Annotated in this window: 18 protein-coding genes; 7 read left to right on the forward strand and 11 right to left on the reverse strand. The window is 67.1% G+C overall.

What is annotated here, in order from left to right; all coding sequences use genetic code 11:
- Positions 1-132 precede the first annotated feature (132 nt).
- The 3 genes from AAF481_10645 (at position 133) to AAF481_10655 (ending at position 5,781) form a co-directional block, all read left to right on the forward strand.
- Positions 133-1,113 carry a mechanosensitive ion channel domain-containing protein gene (locus AAF481_10645; protein MEM7481621.1) on the forward strand — a complete coding sequence of 327 codons (981 nt, stop codon included), beginning with the start codon at positions 133-135 and terminating at the stop codon, positions 1,111-1,113.
- A complete protein-coding gene (locus tag AAF481_10650) occupies positions 1,110-3,302 on the forward strand; it encodes a Na-K-Cl cotransporter (protein MEM7481622.1) in 2,193 nt (730 codons plus the stop codon). Before AAF481_10645 ends, AAF481_10650 begins: the two co-directional genes overlap by 4 nt.
- A 232-nt stretch (positions 3,303-3,534) precedes the next feature.
- Positions 3,535-5,781 (forward strand): DPP IV N-terminal domain-containing protein, encoded by a 2,247-nt coding sequence (locus AAF481_10655; GenBank protein MEM7481623.1) that lies wholly within the window; start codon positions 3,535-3,537, stop codon positions 5,779-5,781.
- A gap of 216 nt (positions 5,782-5,997) precedes the next feature.
- Here AAF481_10655 and fabF read toward each other — a convergent pair whose 3' ends face one another.
- The 11 genes from fabF to AAF481_10710 all read right to left on the reverse strand — a co-directional run bounded on the left by fabF (position 5,998) and on the right by AAF481_10710 (position 16,278).
- Positions 5,998-7,242 (reverse strand): beta-ketoacyl-ACP synthase II, encoded by a 1,245-nt coding sequence (gene fabF, locus AAF481_10660; protein MEM7481624.1) that lies wholly within the window; start codon positions 7,240-7,242, stop codon positions 5,998-6,000.
- 52 nt (positions 7,243-7,294) lie between these two features.
- Positions 7,295-7,537: an acyl carrier protein gene (locus AAF481_10665; GenBank protein MEM7481625.1), complete on the reverse strand. Its 243-nt coding sequence runs from the start codon at positions 7,535-7,537 to the stop codon at positions 7,295-7,297.
- Positions 7,538-7,617: 80 nt separating this feature from the next.
- The gene (gene fabG / locus AAF481_10670; protein ID MEM7481626.1) at positions 7,618-8,352 is read right to left on the reverse strand and encodes a 3-oxoacyl-[acyl-carrier-protein] reductase; all 735 of its coding nucleotides are present in this window, start codon (positions 8,350-8,352) and stop codon (positions 7,618-7,620) included.
- Between the two features lie 71 nt (positions 8,353-8,423).
- Positions 8,424-9,368, reverse strand: a complete 945-nt coding sequence (fabD, locus tag AAF481_10675; GenBank protein ID MEM7481627.1) for an ACP S-malonyltransferase — start codon at positions 9,366-9,368, stop codon at positions 8,424-8,426.
- A 34-nt stretch (positions 9,369-9,402) separates the two neighbouring features.
- Positions 9,403-10,464 (reverse strand): phosphate acyltransferase PlsX, encoded by a 1,062-nt coding sequence (plsX, locus tag AAF481_10680; GenBank protein MEM7481628.1) that lies wholly within the window; start codon positions 10,462-10,464, stop codon positions 9,403-9,405.
- A gap of 263 nt (positions 10,465-10,727) precedes the next feature.
- Entirely contained in the window at positions 10,728-10,913 is a 186-nt protein-coding gene (gene rpmF / locus AAF481_10685) for a 50S ribosomal protein L32 (protein ID MEM7481629.1), read from the reverse strand.
- A gap of 79 nt (positions 10,914-10,992) precedes the next feature.
- A complete protein-coding gene (locus AAF481_10690; GenBank protein MEM7481630.1) occupies positions 10,993-11,520 on the reverse strand; it encodes a DUF177 domain-containing protein in 528 nt (175 codons plus the stop codon).
- A 116-nt stretch (positions 11,521-11,636) separates the two neighbouring features.
- A complete protein-coding gene (locus AAF481_10695; GenBank protein ID MEM7481631.1) occupies positions 11,637-13,004 on the reverse strand; it encodes a glycosyltransferase family 4 protein in 1,368 nt (455 codons plus the stop codon).
- A 9-nt stretch (positions 13,005-13,013) separates the two neighbouring features.
- The gene (locus AAF481_10700; protein ID MEM7481632.1) at positions 13,014-14,063 is read right to left on the reverse strand and encodes a glycosyltransferase family 4 protein; all 1,050 of its coding nucleotides are present in this window, start codon (positions 14,061-14,063) and stop codon (positions 13,014-13,016) included.
- Positions 14,060-14,506 carry a hypothetical protein gene (locus AAF481_10705; GenBank protein MEM7481633.1) on the reverse strand — a complete coding sequence of 149 codons (447 nt, stop codon included), beginning with the start codon at positions 14,504-14,506 and terminating at the stop codon, positions 14,060-14,062. The genes AAF481_10700 and AAF481_10705 overlap by 4 nt, the downstream gene beginning before the upstream one ends.
- Entirely contained in the window at positions 14,503-16,278 is a 1,776-nt protein-coding gene (locus AAF481_10710; GenBank protein MEM7481634.1) for a hypothetical protein, read from the reverse strand. The genes AAF481_10705 and AAF481_10710 overlap by 4 nt, the downstream gene beginning before the upstream one ends.
- 127 nt (positions 16,279-16,405) lie before the next feature.
- Here AAF481_10710 and AAF481_10715 point away from each other — a divergent pair, with 127 nt between their 5' ends.
- The 4 genes from AAF481_10715 to AAF481_10730 are packed head-to-tail and all read left to right on the forward strand — an operon-like array spanning position 16,406 to position 21,330.
- Positions 16,406-17,518 carry a glycosyltransferase family 1 protein gene (locus AAF481_10715; GenBank protein MEM7481635.1) on the forward strand — a complete coding sequence of 371 codons (1,113 nt, stop codon included), beginning with the start codon at positions 16,406-16,408 and terminating at the stop codon, positions 17,516-17,518.
- 52 nt (positions 17,519-17,570) lie between these two features.
- Positions 17,571-18,761: a glycosyltransferase family 1 protein gene (locus tag AAF481_10720; protein ID MEM7481636.1), complete on the forward strand. Its 1,191-nt coding sequence runs from the start codon at positions 17,571-17,573 to the stop codon at positions 18,759-18,761.
- Positions 18,758-19,903: a glycosyltransferase gene (locus AAF481_10725; GenBank protein MEM7481637.1), complete on the forward strand. Its 1,146-nt coding sequence runs from the start codon at positions 18,758-18,760 to the stop codon at positions 19,901-19,903. The genes AAF481_10720 and AAF481_10725 overlap by 4 nt, the downstream gene beginning before the upstream one ends.
- A complete protein-coding gene (locus tag AAF481_10730) occupies positions 19,900-21,330 on the forward strand; it encodes an undecaprenyl-phosphate glucose phosphotransferase (GenBank protein ID MEM7481638.1) in 1,431 nt (476 codons plus the stop codon). The genes AAF481_10725 and AAF481_10730 overlap by 4 nt, the downstream gene beginning before the upstream one ends.
- Positions 21,331-21,333: the final 3 nt, after the last annotated feature.

Genomic DNA, 21,333 nt, shown 5'->3' on the forward strand with positions numbered 1-21,333 from the left:
CTTCTCGGTCAGTGATTCAACACCCCTACGTTCTCACGGCGCGGAAAGTTCCAGCGCCGGATAAAGGAGTGGAGAAATGGCTCGGCCAGCGAGCTAAGATACTCCGATTGTGCGCAGTCGAAAGACCTCATCGTGAGCGATTGGATCCCGCGACTTCAGGAGTGGATCTCGTCCGCTCTGGGCGTTCCCGCGACGTACCACCAGCCGCTGGCGCTGTCCGTCGCCCTGATCGCGCTGCTGTGGTTGATCCGCTCGCTGATCTTGCGGGTGGTGGCGCGGCGCGCGGACATGCGCGCCCAGTACCGCTGGAAGAAGGTTTCCGGCTACGTGGCGGTGATCCTCGCCCTCCTCGCCCTGGTGCGCTTGTGGTTCGGCGGTATCCAGTCCCTCGCCACCTACTTCGGCCTGCTTTCCGCCGGCCTCGCTATCGCTCTCAAGGATTTGGTGGTCAATTTCGCCGGATGGCTGTTCATTCTGTGGCGGCGGCCCTTCGAGGTGGGCGACCGCATCGAGATCGGTGAGCGCGCCGGCGACGTGATCGACCTGCGCATCTTTCAGTTCACCCTGATGGAAATCGGCAACTGGGTGCACGCGGACCAGAGCACCGGCCGCATCATCCACATCCCCAACGGCCTGGTTTTCAGCCAACCGGTGGCGAGCTACACCAAGGGATTCCAGATGATCTGGGACGAGCTGGAGGTGTTGGTGACCTTCGAGAGCGACTGGAAAAAGGCTAAGGCGATCCTCCAGGAGATTGCCGAGGAGCGCGGCCGGCCGGTCGCCGAACAGGCCGCCGAGCGGGTGCGCCAGGCAGCCCAGCGGTTCATGATCGTGTACTCGAAACTCACCCCGATCGTGTACACCAAGGTGGTGGACAGCGGCGTGCTGCTGACGGTTCGGTACCTGGTCAACCCGCGCACCCGCCGGGGCAGCGCCGAGGCGATTTGGGAAGACATTCTGGCGGCCTTCGCGGAGCACTCGGACATCGACTTCGCCTATCCGACGATGCGGTACTACGACAACGTGACCGAAGGCAAACCGGACGCCCGGGCGCGGCCGGAAACCCTCGGCCCGACGGCCGGCGGTGATTGGACTCCCGGGGGCGACGGATGACCCTCAGCGAAGCCCTGAACGGTCAGGGCGCCGCCCCCCAGAAGGAAAAGCTCAGCACCTTCTACGGGGTGTTCACGCCTTCGATTCTCACCATCTTGGGCGTGGTGCTGTTCCTGCGCACCGGCTGGGTGGTGGCGAACGTGGGCCTCCTCGGCGCCTTGGCGATCGTGGTGCTGGCCCACCTGATCACCTTCTCGACGGCCCTCTCGGTGTCGGCCATCGCGACCAATATGCGGGTGGGGGCCGGCGGCGCCTATTTCATGATCTCCCGCTCCCTGGGACTGGAGATCGGAGGCGCCATCGGCATTCCGCTGTTCCTGGCCCAGACCTTCTCGGTCACCCTCTACGCCTTCGGTTTGGCGGAGAGCCTGCAGCTCTTCTGGCCGGAACTGCCGATGCGGCCGGTGGCGGCCCTGACGGTGCTGTCGGTGGCCCTGCTGGCCGGGCGCAGCGCGAAGCTGGCGCTGAAGGCACAGGTGCCGATCATGCTGGCCATCGGCGTGGCGTTACTGTCGCTGGCGATTGGAGCCACCGGGCGATTCTCGGAGACCCTGCCGCTCTCCGCCAGCCTGGAGACCGGCGAGGGATTCTGGCAGGTGTTCGCGGTGTTTTTCCCGGCGGTCACCGGGCTGATGGCCGGCATCAGTCTCTCCGGCGATCTCGCCAACCCCACTCGCAGCATCGTGCGCGGTACCTTGGCGGCGGTGGTCGTCGGGTTCGTGGTGTACCTGCTGGTACCGGTGCTGCTGGCGGCCGCCGCGCCGCCGACTCAACTGGTGGACAACCTGGTGTGGATCAAGCTGGCGGCGGTGCCGGCGCTGATTCTGCCGGGTCTGGTCGGCGCCATCCTGTCGTCGGCCCTGGGCAGCATCCTGGGCGCTCCGCGCACCCTCGAAGCGCTGGCGACGGATCGGGTGGTGCCCTCCTTGAACCGCACCTTCTTCGGTCGCCCGATCCACGGCGTGGCCCACCTGTTCTCGACCCTGGTGGCGCTCGCCGCCGTCGGCCTCGGTGGCTTGAACGCCGTGGCCCCCATCTTGACGATGTTCTTCCTGACCACCTATGGGGTGGTGAACCTGGTGGCGGGGCTGGAGCAATTGGCCGGCTCGCCCTCCTTCCGGCCGACCCTGCGGGTGCCCTGGTGGGTGTCGCTGATGGGCGCCGCCGGCTGTGTGTGGGTGATGGGCCTGATCAACCCGCTGGCGGCGACCATCGCGGTGGTGGTGGAGGCCGGGGTGTACCTGCTGCTTCGGCGGCGCTCCCTCGGAGCGGCCTGGGGTGACCTGCGCTATGGCGCCCTGATGTCCTTGAACCGGGTGCTGCTTTTGAAGCTGCGCCGCCTGCCGATCGATCCGCGCAACTGGCGGCCGCACATCCTGGTGTTCGCCGACGACGCCGAACGGCGGGTGGAGCTGATTCGGTTTTCTTCCTGGCTGAACCAGAACCGCGGCATCCTGACGGTGTCGGAGCTGTTGATCGGCGATCTCGAGACCCTCGCTCCGGAGTTGCCGGCGCGCACCCGCCGGACGTCGGATTTTCTCGACCAAGAGGGCATTGTGGCCTTCGCCGAGATGGAAGTGGCAAACGACTTCGAGAGCGGCGCCCTCAACATCTGCCAGGCCAACGGCATCGCCGGCCTGACCTCGAACACCATCATGTTCGGCTGGAGCGATCAGCCAGAGCGGCTGCACGCGCTGCTGCGCATCGTCCGCAAGGCGGCTCTGCTGGAGAAATCCACCATTCTCTGCCGCATCGCCTCACGCCGCTGGACCTCGGAACTGCGGCGCATCGACATCTGGTGGGGCGGCCTAGAGAACAACGGCGACATGCTTTTGCTGTTCGCCTACCTGGTGTCCCTCAACCCGGAGTGGTCCAAGGCCACCTTGACGGTGAAGACGGTGGCCTCCAACGCCATGACCATGGAACAGACCGAGCGCGGTCTACAGGCCCTGATCGAGCGCTGCCGGATCAAGGCCGAAACGCGGGTGATCGAGCGCGCCGAGGGCGACACGGTGCGCGAGATCATCCAGCGCGAGTCGAGCGATGCGGACGCCGTCTTCCTCGGTTTGAAGGCCGTGGGCCCCGGTGAGGAGGTGGCCTACGCTCAGCGCCTGCAGGAGATGGTCGGCGATCTGCCGACGGTGGTGCTGGTGCGCGCTTCGGGTCCCTTCACGGGACGCTTATTGTGATCATAGGGGGCTAGCGCCACCTTACCTCCAAGAAGTGTCATTCTTGGAGGCTCACCCCGTCTTCGGCGGCTTCGCCGCCGCCTCGGTCTTCGACCTCGGTTACGATCTGCTGGGCTAGCAGATCGCTCCCATACGCCGAACGAAACGATCGCATCTCTCGTAAGACGCTCGGGAATCCCGGTAGACTCTGGCATCGTATTTCTACTTGGCCTGTCTTCAGGAGATCTTCATCATGCGCTTCCACCTTCCCAGTCGCCTGCTTCTCGCGCTCGTCGCCGCACTGCTCGTCTTCCCGGTCTTCGCCGAGGCGGACGCGGCGCCCAGCACCGTCGCTGACGAACCCGTTCGCCTGACCCTGGACGACATTTTCTCGCCGGCGGCGATGATGCCGCGCGGCCCGAGTTCCTTCGCCTGGTCGCCGGACGGCGCCACTCTGGCCTTCCGCGACCGGGACGACGAGGGCGAGGCCCTCTGGCTGCTCGACGCGACGGAAGGTGAGCGCAGCGCGCTACTGCGACCCGAGGAGGACAGCGAAGGCGAAGGCGGAGACGCCGGCGGCGGGCACCCCGGCGGAGGCGCCGGAGTTGGCACCTTCCACTGGGCACCGGACAGCTCTTGGCTGCTGCTCGAACGGGACGACGATCTCCATCGCCTCGATCGCGCCAGCGGCGAGGTCACCGCCCTGACGGACAACGAACTGGAGGAAAACGATCCGAAGATCTCGCCGGACGGCCAGCACATCGGCTTCGTGCGGGACGACGACCTGTGGGTGCTGGAGGTGGCGAGCGGCGACGAGACGCGCTTGACCTTCGACGGGCGCCACAACCGGATTTTGAACGGCACCACCGACTGGGTGTATTGGGAGGAGCTGTGGGGTCGCGCCGGAACCGGCTTCTGGTGGGCGCCGGAGGGAGACCGCATCGCCTTCTACCGCTTCGACGAAGAGGGGGTGCCGACCTATCCGCTGATCGACTTTCAGGGTACCTACCCGGTGATCGAGCACCAGAAGTACCCGAAGGCCGGCCAGACCAATCCGCGAGTGCGGGTCGGCGTGGTGGAGGTCGACTCCGGCGAGCTTCTGTGGCTCTCGACCGGTGACGACGACCGCGAATACCTGGCCCGGGTCCACTGGCGGCCGGACGGCGAGGCGATCGCCGTGCACCGCATCAACCGCGACCAGAACCGCCTGGACATCCTGCTGTGCGGCACCGACGACGGAGCCTGCGAAACCGTCTACACGGAAACGGCGGAAACCTGGGTGTACATCGAGGAGAAGTTTCAGTTTCTTTCAGACGGCGGCTTCGTGCGGGATTCGGAGCAGGACGGCTGGCGCCATCTCTACCGCCACGGAGCGGACGGCGCGATGACGGCCCAACTGACGGACGGCGACTGGGCGGTGTCCTCCGTCGAGAGCATCGACGAAGGGCGCGGCGAGGTCGTGTTCACCGCCTTCGGCGAGGGGCCGATGGGAGCCAAGGACCGGCGGGTGATGGCCGTCGCCCTGGACGGCGCCTCAGCGCCCCGTGCGCTGACCGAGGGCGCAGGCTGGCACCGGGCGCGGGTCGCTCCCAAGACCGGGCACTGGGTGCACGAGCACAGCCGCGCCAACGATGCCGGCGGGCGGGTGGTGAAAACAGCCGACGGCCGCCAGATCGCCGATCTGTCCTCGCAGCCGCCGGCGCTCGATCCCGCTGGGCTGCCAAAGTGGGAGTTCTTGACCATCCCCGGCCCCGAAGGTTCGAATCTGCCGGCTCGCCTGATGTTGCCGGCCGGCGTCGAGCCGGGGGACGAAGGTACAAAACGCCACCCGGTGATCATGTACCACTACGGCGGCCCGGCCTCGCAGGTGGTGCGGGACGCTTGGAGCGTGCGGGACGGCTGGAGCCGGATGATGGCGACCCGCGGCTTCGGGGTGCTGATGGTGGACAACCAGGCTTCGGTATTCTTCGGCAAGACCGGCGCGGACCGCGTTCACCGGCGCTTCGGCCCGACCAACCTGGCGGCCCAGGAGGCGGCGGTGGCGTGGCTGAAGGAGCAGTCCTGGGCGGATGCGGAGCGTATCGGCCTGTGGGGCTGGTCCGGCGGCGGCTCGAACACCCTTTACTGCCTGTTCAATAGCCCGCGCACCTGGAAAGCCGGCGTGGCCGGCGCCCCGGTGACTCGCTGGGACCTCTACGACACCATCTGGACGGAACGCTACCTCGACCACCCGGAATCGAACGAAGAGGGCTACCGCCTATCGTCGCCGGTGACCCACGCGGAGAACCTGGATTCCGCCCTGCTGGTGATCCACGGCGTGGCGGACGACAATGTCCACCCGCAGAACACCCTGGTGCTAGCCAACGCCCTGATCCAGGCCGGCAAACCCTTCGAACAGGGCATCTACCCGGGGCAGAAGCACGGCTTCCGCGGCAAGTCCGCGCGCCACTTCTACGACCACATGACGCGGTTTTTCGAACGGGAGTTGTCGAACAGATGACGTCGGCAGATTGTCATCTGTTCGACAACTTTTGGTTCTAGGGGGGCTAAAGGCGCCCCCCTAACCCCCCGTCCTCGGCGGGCTACTCGCCCGCCGCTTCGCCCTTCGGGCTCAGGGCGCAAAGATCACCCAGACAGGTACAGCGGACCTTACTGACGAGAGTCAGCTCCACGGTCCCGCCGGGCCACGATTGATCCTTTGTTGCTCTAAAGAAACCTAGTCCACGCGGCGCATGACGAGGGACCCGTTGGTCCCTCCGAAGCCGAAGGAATTGGTGATCGCCGCTTCGAGGTTCGGCACCTCGCGGGCTTGGTGGGGTACGAAGTCGAGATCGCAGCCTTCGCCGGGCTCGTCGAGGTTGAGGGTGGGAGGCAAGGTGCGCTCCTTGAGCGCCAGGGCCAGGATGCCCGCTTCCAAACCGCCGGCAGCGCCCAGCAGGTGGCCGGTCGACGACTTGGTGGAAGACACCGCCAGCCGGTGGGCGTGATCGCCGAAAATGCGGTGGACGGCCTGCACTTCGCCGAGATCGCCCAGCGGCGTGGAGGTGCCGTGGGCGTTGATGTAGCCGATCGTCTCCGGCGCCACCTCGGCGTCGGACAGGGCCTCCGCCATCGCCCGGGCGGCACCGTCGCCATCCGGTAGCGGCGCCGAGATGTGGTACGCGTCACCGCTCATGCCATAGCCAACGATTTCGGCGTAGATCTCCGCCCCGCGCGCCTTGGCCGCCTCCAGCGTTTCGAGCACCAACACCCCGGCTCCCTCACCGATCACGAAGCCGTCGCGGTCCTTGTCCCACGGACGCGAAGCTTTTTCCGGCTCGTCGTTGCGGGTCGAAAGCGCCCGCATGGCGGCGAAGCCGGCAAGCGAAAGCGGGGTGATCACCGCTTCGGTACCGCCGGCGAACATGACGTCCGCATCGCCCCGCTGAATCAGTCGGAAAGCGTCCCCCACGGCGTGCAGGCCGGTGGTGCAGGCGGTGCAGGGCGCCGAGTTGGGGCCGCGCAGGCCGTGGCGGATGGACACCTGCCCGGCCGCCATGTTGACGATCAGGCCGGGAATGAAGAACGGTGATACGCGCTTCGGCCCGCGGTTGAGCAGGGTTTCGTGCATCGACTCGATGAGCGGCAAACCGCCGATGCCGGAGCCGATCATGGCCCCGGCCCGGTCGCGATCGACGTCATCGAGCACCAGCCCCGAGTCCTCGAGGGCGAAGTCCGCCGCCGCCAGGGCGTAGTGGATGAAGGTGTCGCTCTTCTTGACTTCCTTCTTGTCCACAAAGTCTTCCGGATCGAAGCCGTGGACCTCGCCGGCGATGCGCGACGGATAGTCGTCGGTGACGTCGAACCTGGTGATCCCGCCGATGCCGCTCCGCCCGGCGAGCAGACCTGTCCAGTTGACCTCTGTACCGATACCCAAGGGCGACAGGAGGCCGACTCCGGTGATGACCACGCGGCGTTTCATGGCAGGAAGCTGTTGGGGTTGAGGGATTGGGCCCGGAAGCCCGGAAGGGAGATCAGTTCTCGCTCTTGGGGTTGGCGTCGATGTACTTGACGGCGTCTTCGACGGTGGCGATCTTCTCCGCCTCCTCGTCCGGAATCTCGATTCCGAACTCTTCCTCGAAGGCCATCACCAGCTCGACGATGTCGAGGGAATCGGCTCCCAGATCATCCGTGAAGCTCGCGCCGGTGGTGACCTCATCAGACTCCACACCGAGCTGCTCGACGATGATTCCCTTGACCTTATCTTCAGTAGACATAGTTCGTTTTCCTCCTTCTGGCAGTCTCTCGGACCACGCGGTTGTAACACAAAGGCTCCGGTGAGTCTATGTACAGAGCCTCAGATATACAGTCCTCCGGACACGTTCAGAACGTGGCCGGTAATGTATCCCGCCTCGTCGCTGGCCAGGAAGGCCGTGGCGGCGGCGATGTCGTCAACGGTTCCGATCCGTTTCAGGGGGATGGCTCCGGTCAGTTCTTGGCGCGACGCTTCCGGCAGCCGCTCGGTCATCGCCGTGGTGATGTACCCCGGCGCCACGACGTTCACGGTGATGCCCCGGCTCCCCAGCTCCTTAGCCAGCGACTTGGTGAAGCCGACGAGGCCCGCCTTCGAGGCGGCATAGTTGGCCTGGCCGGGATTGCCCATCAGGCCGACCACCGAAGAAACCGACAGGATCCTCCCCCAACGCTTGCGCATCATGCCCCGCACGAGCGCCTTGGTCAATACGAAGGCGCCGGTCAAGTTGGTGCGGAGCACCCGGTCCCAGTCGTCCAAGGACATGCGGGCGAGCAGATTGTCGGCGGTGATGCCGGCGTTGTTGACCAGGATCTCGACCTCCGCCGGCAGCTCCGCCACCCGCTCCTCGACGGCCGCCCCGTCGGAAAGATCGAGGGGGAAAACGTGTGCCGTGCCGCCCGCATCGGTCAGCTCCGCCGCCACCTGCTCGAGGCGCTCTCGGTTGCGCGCCGCCAGGATCACCGTCGCCCCGTCCGCCGACAAGCGGCGCGCGATGGCCTCACCGATGCCCTGCGAGGCCCCGGTCACCAGGGCCGTCCTGCCTTCGAATCTCGTCACGTCGTTCTCCCGCAAGTTTTGAGCTTCCGCCCCAATCGGGCGAAATCTCGTCGGCCGAAAGGGTATCTCAGTCAGGCTTCCAGCGCGCGGTAGGCCTCCGCCTCGCCGATGGCGACCTGGCTGGAGCCGCGGGCGATGCGCCGGATCATGCCGCAAAGCACCTTGCCTGGGCCGAGTTCGCAGAAGCGCCCGACCCCCAGCTCGCCGACCATCGTCTCGATCGACTCCACCCAGCGCACCGGGCTGTCGATCTGCCGCACTAGCGCGTCGCGCGCTTGGGCGCCGGAGGTCACCGGCCGGGCATCGACGTTGGTCACCACCGGCACCGACGGATCACGAAACTCCGTCGCCGCCAGCGCCTCGGCCATGGCCTCCCGGGCCGGCGCCATCAACGAACAGTGGAAGGGCGCGGACACCGGCAGCATCACGGCTTTCTTGGCGCCGGCCGGCTTCGCCAGTTCAACGGCGCGTTCGACGGCGGCCCTATGGCCGGCGATCACAATCTGCCCCGGCGCGTTGTAGTTCGCCACGGAGCACACCTGGTCGCCGGCGGCCTCGCCGGTGATCGCCGCCAGCGCATCGCCATCGAGGCCGAGAATCGCCGCCATGGTGCCCTCCCCTGCGGGCACGGCGAGCTGCATCTGCTCGCCGCGGCGGCGCACCAGGCGTAGAGCGTCGGCAAAGGTCAACACCCCGGCCGCCACCAGAGCGGAGTACTCGCCAAGGCTGTGGCCGGCCACCGCTGCGGCTTCGAACTTGCCGGGGCCGGCCTCCCGGTCGCGGGCCACCACGCGATGAACCGCGGTGGAAACCGTCAGCAGTGCCGGCTGGGTGTTGGCGGTGAGGCGAAGGTCCTCTTCCGGACCTTCCCAGCACAGGGTCGACAGAGCAAAGCCCAAAACGTCGTCGGCTTCGGCGAAGACGTCCCGCGCCTCGCTCCAGCCTTCCGCCCAGTCCTGGCCCATGCCCACCTTCTGGGATCCCTGGCCGGGAAACACAAATGCCGTCTTCGCCATGACCTTCAGACTCCCTCTCTTCTAAATTTAAACTTCAGCTCACCGGCGCTTCGAGCGGGCGACTTCCCAGCAAACGCTCTTCCTCACTGTGCAGCTCGGCGATCTTGTCGCGAATCTTATGGTGGAGGTTCGCACCGCAGAACTCCACCGCCCGCCGGATCGAACTCAAAATCGCCCGGTCGTTCGACCGGCCGTGGCCGATGAAACAGCCGCCCTCGACCCCCAGCAGCGGTGCCGCGCCGTACTCGCGGTAGTCCGTACGGCGGCGGAACTGGTCGAAGGCCGGTTTCGCCATCAGGTAGCCGAGGCGGGTGTGCACCCCCTTCTCCAGCTCCTCCCGCAGCATGCGGCCGAGGAGCTGGGCGAGGGATTCGGCGCTCTTCAACACCGCGTTGCCGACGAAGCCGTCGCACACGATCACGTCCACCGCCCCGTTGAACACGTCGCTACCTTCGACATTGCCGACGAAGTTGAGGCCGGTGGTCTTGAGCACCTTGAACACCTCGCGGGTCAAATCCGTGCCCTTGCTCTCTTCCTCGCCGATGGAGAGCAGGCCGACTTTGGGCGCCGGTGTGCCCACCACCTCCTGGGCGTAGAAGTGGCCCATCACAGCGAACTCCCGGAGCTGCTCCGGCCGGGTATCGACGTTGGCGCCGACGTCGAGCAACACCGTCCTCCCGTAACCGTTCGGCAGCACCGCCGCCAACGCCGGCCGATCGACTCCGGCGACGGTCCCCACCACCATCTTGGCGCTGATCATGGCGGCGCCGGTGTTGCCGGCGGAGACCATCGCCTGCGCCCGCCCATCGCGCACCAGTTCGGCGCAGCGACGGATGGAAGACTGGCGTTTCTTTCGGATGGGGGTGATCGCCGGCTCGTCCATCCGGACGGCCTCCGGCGCGTGAACCACTTCAATGCGCTCGGCCCGCATGCATTCGGCGGCCTTGGAACCGCCGGACTTCAGCTCTCTGCGGATCGCCTCTTGGTCACCGACCAGCAGGATCCCGGTGCCGTCTTCGTGGGCCGCGCGGCAGGCGCCGCGCACCACCGCCCGTGGCGCGTGGTCTCCTCCCATGGCATCGACGGCGATCCACATCAGCAGTTTTCGGCAGTCCGCAGGACGGACCTGAGAAAGCGAAATTCTAACAAAGGCCCGCGTCTTCACCGCAGGCCGCAGTGAGCCTCTCGCAGCCCGCGACCGGGCCCGAAGGGCGAGGCGGCGGCAGCGCCGCCGTGGACGGGGGTGAACCGCAAGGAACAACGTTTCTTGCGGTGAGGGGGGCGCCCTAGCCCCCCTGACATCCCGGTCAGCAGACCTGCTGAAAAGATGCGCGAAGCGCTTCTCCAGCAGTCTGCTGACTAGAGAAGGTCTTTGGGCTCAATGACGTCGCGGCCGCGGTACGAACCGCAGGCGCGGCAGGCGCGGTGCGGCATCTTGGTCTCACCGCACTCGGGGCACAGCGACGCGCTCGGGCGCGAAAGGGCGTCATGGGCCCGGCGCCGGTCACGGCGAGCCTTGGATGTACGTCGTTTTGGATTGGCCATGGCTTCTAACCTTTAGCTGCGGACCGGCCTCATCGCCGGTCCAGAATTCTTCTGTTTCGTCCTGCCCTTTCGCCCATCGTCAATTGGACAGGCGGTCCTTGAGCTGCGCGAGAGCGGCCCAGCGCGGATCCGGCTCTTCTTGGCCGCAGTCGCAAGTCCCGTCGTTCAAGTCCTCGCCGCAGCGTGCGCACAGTCCCCGGCAGTCGTCCCGACAGAGGGGCTGCATTGGCACGCCGAGGGTTAGATGCTCGATCAGCAGCGGCCACGTATCGAACTCCTCACCGTCGTGGTAGAGGATCCCGAGATCGTCCGCCCGGAGTTCGATCTCGTCGTCTTCCGGCGGTTCGTCGATCACCACCAGCAGTTCGACGTCCCCTTCGAGGTCGCGCTCGAACTCCGTCAGGCAGCGATCACAGCGCAGCCCTTGACTGGCTTCGAGGCGGGCGCGCAGAAAAAAACCGCCCTCTACCTCCACCACCCGACCGCGCCAGATGACCGGCCCGAGGACCACCAGCTCGTCGATGCCGCCCAGTTCCCCCACCGGCACCAACAGCGTTTCGTCCCATTCGATGGGCTGAACCCGCGCTTCATCGAGACGAATCTTCATGGTGAGAACCGGAGTGATCGAGGACGCTCGGCAACCGCCGAGCGCGATCCGGGATCAAATAGTACCGATCCCCGAACCGAACGATGAGCCTACGCTAACGGGAGAACGCCTGTCAATTAGGCTTTGGCCGGGCAAATCCCCAAATCCACCAACCGCTCGGAGACGGCAGACAGCAGCTCTCCCTCGCCGTCCTCGATGCCCAGATCCGCCAGGTGGGCGCCCACCGCCTCGTACAGGTCGCTCGCCACGTCCTCCTCCGGATAGGGCGCCAGGGGCGGCACCGGCGGGCTCGGCTGGAGCTTCCGCCGCACCGTCTCCTCCACCGCCCGGGCGTAGCCGGCGGCGGTGTGCTCCAGGGTGTGTGCTCCGAGCATGTAGCGGCGGGCGTTGGCGCCGAGGGAGCGGCGCAGGCCGGCATCTCCGGCCAGCAGCTCGAGGGTGCGAGCAAGGGTCTCTTCCTCGCCCTGGCGGGGATCGATCTTGGCGACACAACCGTCCGGAATCTCGGCGAAGGCGCCGGCGTCGCTCACCACCACCGCCTTGCCAAGGGCGAGCAGGCGCATCAGCACCGCCGAGGTTTCGCCGGCGGTCGGATAACGCAGATTGAGGGCGATGTCGGAAACGGTCAGGTAGCGCTGGAAGGTCACCATCGGTGTGCGCCCGATCCAACGAACGCCCACCCCCAGCTCGCCGGCCAGGCGCTCCGCGAGTTCGAGGCGCGGGTCGGCATCGCCCACCAGCAGGAATAGGGCCTCCGGATACCGCCGCCGCAGCCGAGCGAAGGCCCGCAGGCAAACATCGATGCGCTTCGGCCGCGACAGGAAGCCATAGGTCGCCACCAGCAGCCCGGCGGCGGGCAGATCGAGCGCCGCTCGCAGGGCTTGTCGGTCGCCGGCCTCGGCTTCGGCCCCCAGGCTGAAGTGCTGCGGCACGGCGAACACCTCCGCCGACGGGCGGCTGGCGAGGATCCGCTGCCGCGCGGTCTCACCGTGAACGATCACCGCCCGCGAGGCATCCACCGCCCGCTCGAAGAGCGGATAGCGCCAAGGGTCCACCGGAATGCCGGTGGTGAGCATGCGGCGGCCCAGGCGATGGCCGGTCGATCCGGCGCAGTAGCGCAGCAGTTGGAGGTACGCGTCGGCGTCGCCGGCCACCACCGTCAGCTCCCGCAGCATGTGGTGCAGCACATACTCGTGCAGCACCAGCACACCCGGCACCTCCTGCAGCGCCCGGTAGAGCGGCCCATGGAAGAGCGGGTGGTTGCCGATCTGGTAGACCGCCGCGTCGTACTCCCCGGCGCGCCGCGGAAAATCGCTCACCGGCCGCACCGTGAAGCCTTCGGCCAGCTCCTCGCTCGGTCGGTAGTCCGCCTCGGTGTAAAGGTCGAGGTTCCAGTGCTCGGCCAAGGCCGGCAGTAGCTCGGCGCTGTAGTCGGCGATCCCCGAGGGGCGCGGCGGAAGCGGGCTCAGGTAGGCGACGCGCATCGCTCCCCCCTACTCCGTCAGCCGCGCGATGACGTGGTCCCAATCGATATCCGCCACGGCGCCTTCGCCAGCGGCGCCGAGGCGGCTGGCGAGTTCGCGGTCCGCCGCCAGGGCCGCCATGCGCCGGCCGAGGGCGGCATCGGCGCCGGCCTCACACACGTATCCGTTCTCGCCGTCCACCACGAATTCGAGCACCCCGCCGGCGTCGGAAGTGGTGAGCACCGGCTTGCCGGCCTTGAAGGCCTCGATGGTCACATAGCCGTAGTCCTCGTCGAAGGGGGCGTAGAACACCGCCAAGCAGTCCCGGTAGTAGGACACCAGCTCGTCATCCGACACCCAGCCGGGCAGCTCCAGCCGGTCGGCCACCCCCAACTGCTCCGCCAGGGCCTCCAGCTGCTCGCGCTCCGGCCCGCGGCCGGCGATCACGCAGCGCACCCCCGGCGCATGGGGCATCGCCCGGATCAGCAGTTCAAAACGCTTCGGCTGCACCAGCCGGCCGGCCGAAAAAACGTAGTCGCCACTCTTGTTCGACTCTGGGCCCGGCGACAGCCGTGGGGCGAGCTTGGAGGGCGGGTACAGACTCTCGGCGGTCAGCCCCAAGTGGCGCTCCAGGCGTCCGGCGACGTTCTGCGAAATGGCAAAGCGCCGGCGCGCCTCGGACAGGCTGCGGCGATCCATGGTGTGGACCATCTCGACCACCCGCTCGTCGCGCGGCGAGTCGTCGAAGTTCGAGTAATGGGTACCGCGCAGGTCGTAGATCTGGCGCACCTGGTGCACCAGCCACACCACCTTGCGCGGATGGCGCACCAGGTAGGACGGAAAGCGGGTACAGATCACCCGGTCGATGGTCTTTTCCTCGACGGCGGTGACGTCGAGGAGGCGCCAGGCAAGAGCGCTTTCCAAGAGCGCCCGGCGGCTCGCCATGCTGAAGGGCAGCCGCACCAGCTCGACCTCGAAGTCGCGCTTCGCCAGCTCCTCGACCAGCGACTCGGCGAGGATCTCTGCGCCGCCCCACAGGAAGGGCATCTGGCTGTTGCAGACCAGAATGCGCTGGCTCATTCGGTTCCGTCCCCTGCCCGCTCCGGGTCGTCAGCCAGCCGCTCTTCGAGGGTGCGCAGCCGGCGGTCGATGCCGTCGAGGGCTTCGAGCAGGCGCTCCTGGGAGCCGGTGAGTTCCTCCAGCAGCTGCCCGGCGATGCGATTGTAGGCGTTCTGCTGCTCCAGCACCGGCCGGGCAAACCACTTGGCGAAGAGGTGAAAGAACCCCTTGCGGGCAAAGACCAGCAGCCGCCCCAGCACCGGCCGTGGCGATACCGGCAGCGGCTCGTCGACAAACTCCCGGCGGCGCAGCTCGGCGAGCTGCAGGCGGGTTTCTTCGCGTCGTTCGCCGAGGCTCGCCAATTCGCCCTGGCGCAGGCGCACGCCAGCGCGCACCCGCTCCAGCACTTCGGCGACGCGCTCGCGATCCACGAGGTTCTCTTTCGGCGGCGGATGTTCGCTCACGGGGACTCTCCGGTGAAACTCAAAAAGACGCTCAGGTAGCGCAGGTCCTGGCTGTTGCGGTCGGTCCGCTGGGGCACCCAGCCGTCCGTTGTCTCCAGGGTGAACCGGTAGAGGTGATCCGGCGGCCCCTGGGGAAAGAAGCCGAGATTCCGAGCCGTCTCTTGAAGCGGCAATTCCACCTCCATCCCGCTGCGCTTGGCCGGCGTGTCGAAGCGCACCGTCAGTCGCCGGCGGCCACTGTCCAGGGTCAACACATTCTCCGCCAAGGGCGAGTACACGGTGAACCGCAAGGAATCGAGCGGCTCCGGCGACGCCACGATCACCTCGCTCTTCGAATCGCCGCGCACCCAGATGCCGTGCGGGTGGCGCTCCTGCCCAAAGAAGTTGTCGCGTCGCAGCACCCAGTTGCCCTGCCCCCAATTGCGCTGGAAGTAGCTTGGGATGCGACCGTTGGGCAGCAGGGTCAGCTCCAGCGGCAGGGCCTGGAAAGGCCGCGAGCGGACGTGGGTCTGGAGGGTGAACTCCGGCGCGATCATCATCACCGGCACCGCCACCACCGAGGCGGTCCACAGACCGGCGGCGGCGAAGGGGGCTAGCAGCGACCAGCGGGCGCGGAAGATCCCCGGCAGGAACAGCAGCGCCGGATAGATCGAGGCGAAATAGCGATTGCCGATGAAGCCCGCCCCGCCGTGGTAGTTCCCCGGCCGCAGCAGGAAGAGGAGCAAACAATAGGCGGCCGCCGAGAGCAGCAGCAGCACCCGATAGCGACTGCGCGGCTTGGCGAAAAACAGTCCCAGCGCCAGCAGGGCGAAGGGGTAGTACGGCAGCAGACCGGTGTGCCGCCCGACCAGGAAGTAGCCGACATTCCGCGCCAGCACCGGCAAAGTGGTCGCCGGCCGCACGCCGGACCAAGAACCGAAGCTGGTGCCCTTGTAGAGCTCCCACAGGTCGCCTTCCGCCTCCAGCGGGAAAGTGGCCTCGAAGGAGCGCCGCTGAACATCGCGATAGGGGCTCCAGTGGTCCGTCAGCTTCCACTGCAGGCCGATCAACAGGCCACCGGCCACCAGCGCGCCGGCGGCCAGCGCCGCGACGCCGCGAAAGCGCTTGCGCCACAGCAGATCGATCCCCAACGGCGCCCCGAGAAGCACCGTCGGCTCCTTCGAGACAAAAGCCGCCGCCAGCAGGCCGCCGGCGACGAAGAGCGCCGCCAGATGCCGGCGGGCGAAGCTCTCGTGGTGGCGTAGCCGCCAGCCGATGGCAACCGGAAAAAACAGGCACGCCATGTTGAACACTTCCGGCTGCATCCAGAAAACGTAGACGAAGGCCGCCGAAGCGAAGAAGAAACCGCCCACCCAAAGAGCGACCGGCGTCCCGGGCGGCGCCTCGCGGCCCACCAGCCACAGCCCGGTGCCGAACATCGCCAGGAACAGCACCATGTTCAGGATCACCAGCCCCTGCACACCGAACACGGCGTAGAACGGCACCGCCGCCGCCGAGTAGGGCAGCGGCTTGCCGTAGTGCATCGTCTCGCCGCCGTCGTCGGTAAACAGGATCAAGCCGTAGGGGCCTTGATCCCAGATGCGGTAGGCCCGCCGCAGGTCGCGGTGGTCGTAGGTCAGATCGTGGTCGTGCCACAGACTCTGGGCGATCATCACGTAGGCCGCCTCGTCGGCCACCGGCCCGGGCGGAAAGTGAATCTTGTACAGGGTGCCGGACAGGCCGAGGAGCAGGGCTCCCAGGCAGAGGGCGTGGAGAAGGCGGGACGATGTCATGGTGCGTGGAACCGATGTCCGACGGAGATCGAAGCGTCGGACATCATACCGAGGTCTTGCCTGTCCTTCTCACCAGCCTTCGGCCACGGGGGCGGAAAGCCGGCCGACCGCCTGTAAACTCGGCGCCATGGGGAAACCGACCCTCGCCGTCGACCTGCGAGCCCTGGTTCCGGAGCCGACGGGAATCGGCGTCTACACCGAGCGCCTGCTCGAAGCCCTCGCTGAGCGCGGCACCTTCGAGCTGCTCGGGCTGGCCCACAAACCACCCACCCATGCGGATCAACTGACCGCCGCCGGAGTCGCCCTGGAAGACCAGTCGAGCCCCCTCGGCGTCCTCTGGCAGCAGGTGCGGTTGCCGCTGCGGCTGCGGCGGGGCGATGTCGACCTGGTGTGGTCTCCCATCCTCACCCTGCCCCGCTGGTGCCCGGTGCCCGCCGTCGCCACCGTCCACGACCTGACGGCGATCCACGTTCCCGCGGCGCACACCGCGAAGGTGCGCTGGAGCCTGCGGCCGTTCCTGCGCTCGACGCTGCGCCAGGCCCGTTTCGTGGTGACCCTGTCGCAAGCGGCGGCGGAAGACCTCAAGGCGTTCGAACGGAGCTGCGCCGACCGGCTGCGAGTGGTGCCGCCAGGAGTGGAACCGGCCTTCGCGCCGGCGCCTCCGGCCAGGATCGCTACCATGCGCAACTCTCTCGGCGCACCGGAGGGCTACTGGCTCTTCGCCGGCACCCTGGAACCGCGCAAGAACGTCGGCGCTTTGGTGGATGCCTGGCTCGACCTGCGGCAGCGGCGACCGGACGTTCCGCCGCTGGTGATCGCCGGCGGTGCCGGCTGGGGCAGCGACCCGTTGGCGCAACGCATCGCCTCGCTGCGAGACCAAGGCCTGCACCACGTCGGCCGCGTGCCCCGCGCACGACTGGTCGAGTTGTTCCAGGGAGCTTCCCTTTTCGTATTTCCCTCGCTCTACGAGGGCTTCGGCCTGCCGCCCCTCGAAGCGATGGCCTGCGCCGTGCCGGTGGTGACCACGGATCGCTCGAGCCTGCCGGAGGTGGTGGGCGAGGCCGGGGTGCTGTTCGACCCGGACAAACCCAACGCCTTGACCGAAGCCCTGGAGGGCCTGCTCGACGATCCCCGGCGAGCCGCCGCCCTCGGCGAGGCCGGCCAACGCAGGGCACAAGCCTTCACCTGGCAGAAAACCGCCGAGGGCATGGAACGGATCTTCTTGGAAGCGTTAGACTAAGGGCGCTTGCGGCGGCCGTTCTGCCGTCGCCCTACCCCTGCGAGAAACGATCTTGTCCTACACCATCGGCATCGACGCCCGGAAAGTCCAGGACTTCGGCATCGGCACCTACATCCGGCAGTTGATCTACGGCCTGGCGGAGATCGACTCGGAGAACCAATACGTCCTGCTGACCCGCACCGCCGAGGGGCGGGACAGCCTGTCCGGTCTGCCGGAGAATTTTCGCCTGGTGCAGGAGCGCTCGCCGGTCTATTCCCTGCGCGAGATGGTCACCCTGTCGTGGCGCCTCTTCCGCCTCGATCTCGACCTCTTCCACGCCACCCACTACACCCTGCCGGCGGTGGTGCCCTCGAAGGTAGTGGTGACGATCCACGACATCATCCACTTGCTCTATCCGGAGTTTCTGCCCAGCCGGCTGGCCTTTTTCTACGCCCAGCGCATGATCCGCCGCTCGCTGTCCCGCGGCGACGCGATCATCGCCGGTTCGCGCAACACCCGCGCGGACCTGATCAGCTACTTCGATATGAGCGGAGACAAGATCGAGGTGGTCTATTACGGGGTGGATGAGGTGTACCGCAACCACCTCGCCGAAGACGAGCTGGCGCTGGCGCTGCGCAGCCTGGAGATCGAGCGGCCCTATGTCCTGTTTGTCGGCAATGCCAGCAAGAAGCACAAAAACCTCGACAACGTGATCCAGGCCTATGCCCGGGCGCGCCAACTCCATGACTTCGACGCCCCGCTGGTGTGCGTGGGCGACCGCAGCGGCGCCGAGTTCAAGCTGCGCCAGCGGGCCGAACAGCTCGGTATTGCGGATCGTGTGCATCTGCTGGGGCACGTCGCCTCGGAGGCCCTGCCGGCGATCTACCAGGGCGCCACGCTGTTCGTCTACCCCACCCTGTACGAGGGCTTCGGCCTGCCGGTGGTCGAGGCCATGGCCTCCGGCGTGGCGGTGATCACTTCGAACACCTCGGCGCTCAAGGAGGTCGCCGAGGGTTACGGCCATCTGGTCGATCCCCTCGACGTCGAGGCGATGGCCCGGGCCATCGCCCGCTGCATGGAAGATGAGGACCACCGCAACGCCCTCGCTAAACTCGGCCGGCGGCGCGCCGACGACTTCCACTGGCGTCGCACCGCCGAACGCACCTTGGGGATCTACCAGCGCGTGATCGAACAAGGCAAGGGCCGGCGGGGGTCGCGCCGCGGCTCGAACGGCAACGGCATCAAGGGTGCGGACAAAGGATGAGTGCCGGCGGAGCCCCTCCCCAGCCGCGAGTCGCGCTGGTCCACGACTGGCTCACCGGCATGCGGGGCGGCGAAAAGGTGCTGGAGGCCATCGCCTCGCTCCATCCGGATGCCCCCCTTTACACCCTGTTCCACTTCCCCGGCAGCGTCTCCGAAGCCCTCGAATCGCACCCCATCCGCACCAGTTTCCTGCAACGCGCCTGGGGCCTCGAAAAACACTACCGGCGCTATCTGCCGCTCTTCCCGGCGGCGATCGAGGATTTCGATTTCAGCGGCTACGACCTCATCCTGTCCACCAGCCACTGCGTCGCCAAAGGGGTGATCCCGGGGCCGGACACCCTGCACGTCTGCTACTGCCACACCCCCATGCGCTACGCCTGGGATCAAGAGCACGCCTACTTTCCAGGCCGCCGCGGACTGGTACCTCGGCTGCGCGGGATGGCCCTGTCGCGACTGCGCGCCTGGGACGTCGCCTCGGCCCCACGGGTGGATCGGTTCCTGGCCAACTCTCACTTCGTCGCCCGGCGCATCGAACGCTTCTACGGCCGCTCGGCGGAAGTTCTTCATCCGCCGGTGGACGTCGACTTCTTCCGGCCGGCGGAAGGGGAAGCGCCGGCCGGTGAGGACTACGCCTTGGTGGTGACGGCCCTGGCTCCGTACAAACGGGTGGAGATGGCGATTGTCGCCTGTCGACGACTCGACCTGCCGCTGCGCATCGTCGGCGCCGGCCCGGAACTCTCTCGCCTCCAGCGGCAGGCGGGCAACGCTCGCGTCCGGTTCCTCGGGCGCCTCACCGGCGAGGCCCTGCGGGAGCAGCTCCGGGGAGCCCGCTGCCTGGTGCAGCCGGGGATCGAGGACTTCGGCATCGCGCCGGTGGAGGCCCTCGCCTGCGGCACCCCGGTGGTCGCCCTGGGGCGCGGCGGGGTCCTCGACATCGTCGAACACGGGGTCCACGGTTGGTTGGTAGACCACCTGGACGATCCCGACGAATTGGCGGCGGCGATTGACAAGATCCCCCGGATGGGCTTCAATATTCGGGACCTCCGCGCCCGGGCGGAGGCTTTCTCTGCTGCTCGTTTCTTGGATCGTTTCGTCTCGATCGTCGAGACCGTTCGCTCATCCCGGGGGGAGCCAACTCGTTGATTCACAAGCGCCATCGCACAACGGCGGGCCTCTACGTCACGGCGGATATTCTCGCCACTCTCGCCGCCTTTTTCGGCGCCTGGGCGCTTCGCTTCGAAGCCCAGATCGTCCCCCTGACGAAGACGGTCCCCTCCTTTGGCCCCTACCTGATGCTGTTGCCCTTCGTGGCGATGGTGTGGCCGGTGGTGTTCTATTTTCACGGCCTCTATCGGGTGCAGCGTGGCCGCAGCCGGGTGGACGAGGTGCTCACCCTGGTGATGGCGGTGCTGGTGGGCACCGTTCTGATGTCCGCCTTCATGACCTGGTATCGGCCGACGGTCGCGCCGGACAGCATTGAGTACTTCACCTTCAGCCGCCCCTTTCTGGCGATCTTCGCGGTCCTCAACGTTCTGATGGCGACCACCGCCCGGATGATCCTTCGGGCCTCCCTGCGCAAGCTGCGCCTGGCCGGCTACAACATCCAGCGCATCCTGGTGATCGGCGCCGGTGCCCTCGGCAAAGAGATCACCGCCAAACTGCTGGCCCACCGGGAGTTGGGCTTCGAAGTGGTCGGCTTCCTGGACGACGATCCCGGCAAGGCCGACACCAAAGCCGACGGCATTCCGGTGCTCGGCAAGCTCGGGGAAGTCGACGAGGTGATCGAGGACTACGGCATCGACCAGGTGTTCGTGGCCCTGCCCCTCGAAGCCCACCGCAAGATGATGCGGGTCTTGCAGCGTATCGGCCAGGAGTGCGTGGAGGTGCGCCTGGTGCCGGACATCCTGCAGTACGCCACCCTCAACGCCACCCTGGAGGATGTGGACGGCACGCCGGTCATCAACCTGTCGCAGGTGCCGCTCCAGGGCTGGAGCAGCCTATTCAAACGGGCGATGGACATCTCCGCCGCCGGCTTCGGCATGCTCCTGCTGCTGCCCTTCCTGCCGATCGTGGCGGCGGCCATCTGGTTCGAAGACCGCGGCCCGATCTTCTATCGCCAGGAGCGCATGGGCCTCGACGGCAAGTCCTTCTCCATGCTCAAGCTGCGCTCCATGCGGGTCAACGCCGAGGCCTCCACCGGCCCGGTGTGGGCGGTGCGCGACGATCCGCGGCGCACCCGCGTCGGCGAGTTCATCCGCCGCTGGTCGATCGACGAACTGCCGCAGCTCTGGAACGTCTTCAAGGGCGACATGTCCCTGATCGGCCCGCGCCCGGAGCGCCCGGCCTTCGTCCAGGAGTTCAAGCACAAGCTACCGCAGTACATGCTCCGCCACCGGGTCAAGGCCGGCATCACTGGCTGGGCCCAGGTGCACGGCTGGCGCGGCAACACCTCGATCAAAAAGCGCCTCCAGTACGACCTCTACTACATCGAAAACTGGTCCCTGACGCTCGATCTCAAGATCCTCTGGATGACCCTCCGCCACGGCCTGCGGCAGACCAACGCGTACTGATCT

The organism is Acidobacteriota bacterium (assembly GCA_039030395.1).
GTDB lineage: Bacteria > Acidobacteriota > Thermoanaerobaculia > Multivoradales > JBCCEF01 > JBCCEF01.

Coding starts and splice junctions, on each gene's coding strand:
- AAF481_10650 (MEM7481622.1), top strand. CDS start 1,110: ATGACCCTCAGCGAAGCCCTGAACGGTCAGGGCGCCGCCCCCCAGAAG.
- AAF481_10655 (MEM7481623.1), top strand. CDS start 3,535: ATGCGCTTCCACCTTCCCAGTCGCCTGCTTCTCGCGCTCGTCGCCGCA.
- fabF (MEM7481624.1), bottom strand. CDS start 7,242: ATGAAACGCCGCGTGGTCATCACCGGAGTCGGCCTCCTGTCGCCCTTG.
- AAF481_10665 (MEM7481625.1), bottom strand. CDS start 7,537: ATGTCTACTGAAGATAAGGTCAAGGGAATCATCGTCGAGCAGCTCGGT.
- fabD (MEM7481627.1), bottom strand. CDS start 9,368: ATGGCGAAGACGGCATTTGTGTTTCCCGGCCAGGGATCCCAGAAGGTG.
- plsX (MEM7481628.1), bottom strand. CDS start 10,464: ATGTGGATCGCCGTCGATGCCATGGGAGGAGACCACGCGCCACGGGCG.
- rpmF (MEM7481629.1), bottom strand. CDS start 10,913: ATGGCCAATCCAAAACGACGTACATCCAAGGCTCGCCGTGACCGGCGC.
- AAF481_10690 (MEM7481630.1), bottom strand. CDS start 11,520: ATGAAGATTCGTCTCGATGAAGCGCGGGTTCAGCCCATCGAATGGGAC.
- AAF481_10695 (MEM7481631.1), bottom strand. CDS start 13,004: ATGCGCGTCGCCTACCTGAGCCCGCTTCCGCCGCGCCCCTCGGGGATC.
- AAF481_10700 (MEM7481632.1), bottom strand. CDS start 14,063: ATGAGCCAGCGCATTCTGGTCTGCAACAGCCAGATGCCCTTCCTGTGG.
- AAF481_10710 (MEM7481634.1), bottom strand. CDS start 16,278: ATGACATCGTCCCGCCTTCTCCACGCCCTCTGCCTGGGAGCCCTGCTC.
- AAF481_10715 (MEM7481635.1), top strand. CDS start 16,406: ATGGGGAAACCGACCCTCGCCGTCGACCTGCGAGCCCTGGTTCCGGAG.
- AAF481_10725 (MEM7481637.1), top strand. CDS start 18,758: ATGAGTGCCGGCGGAGCCCCTCCCCAGCCGCGAGTCGCGCTGGTCCAC.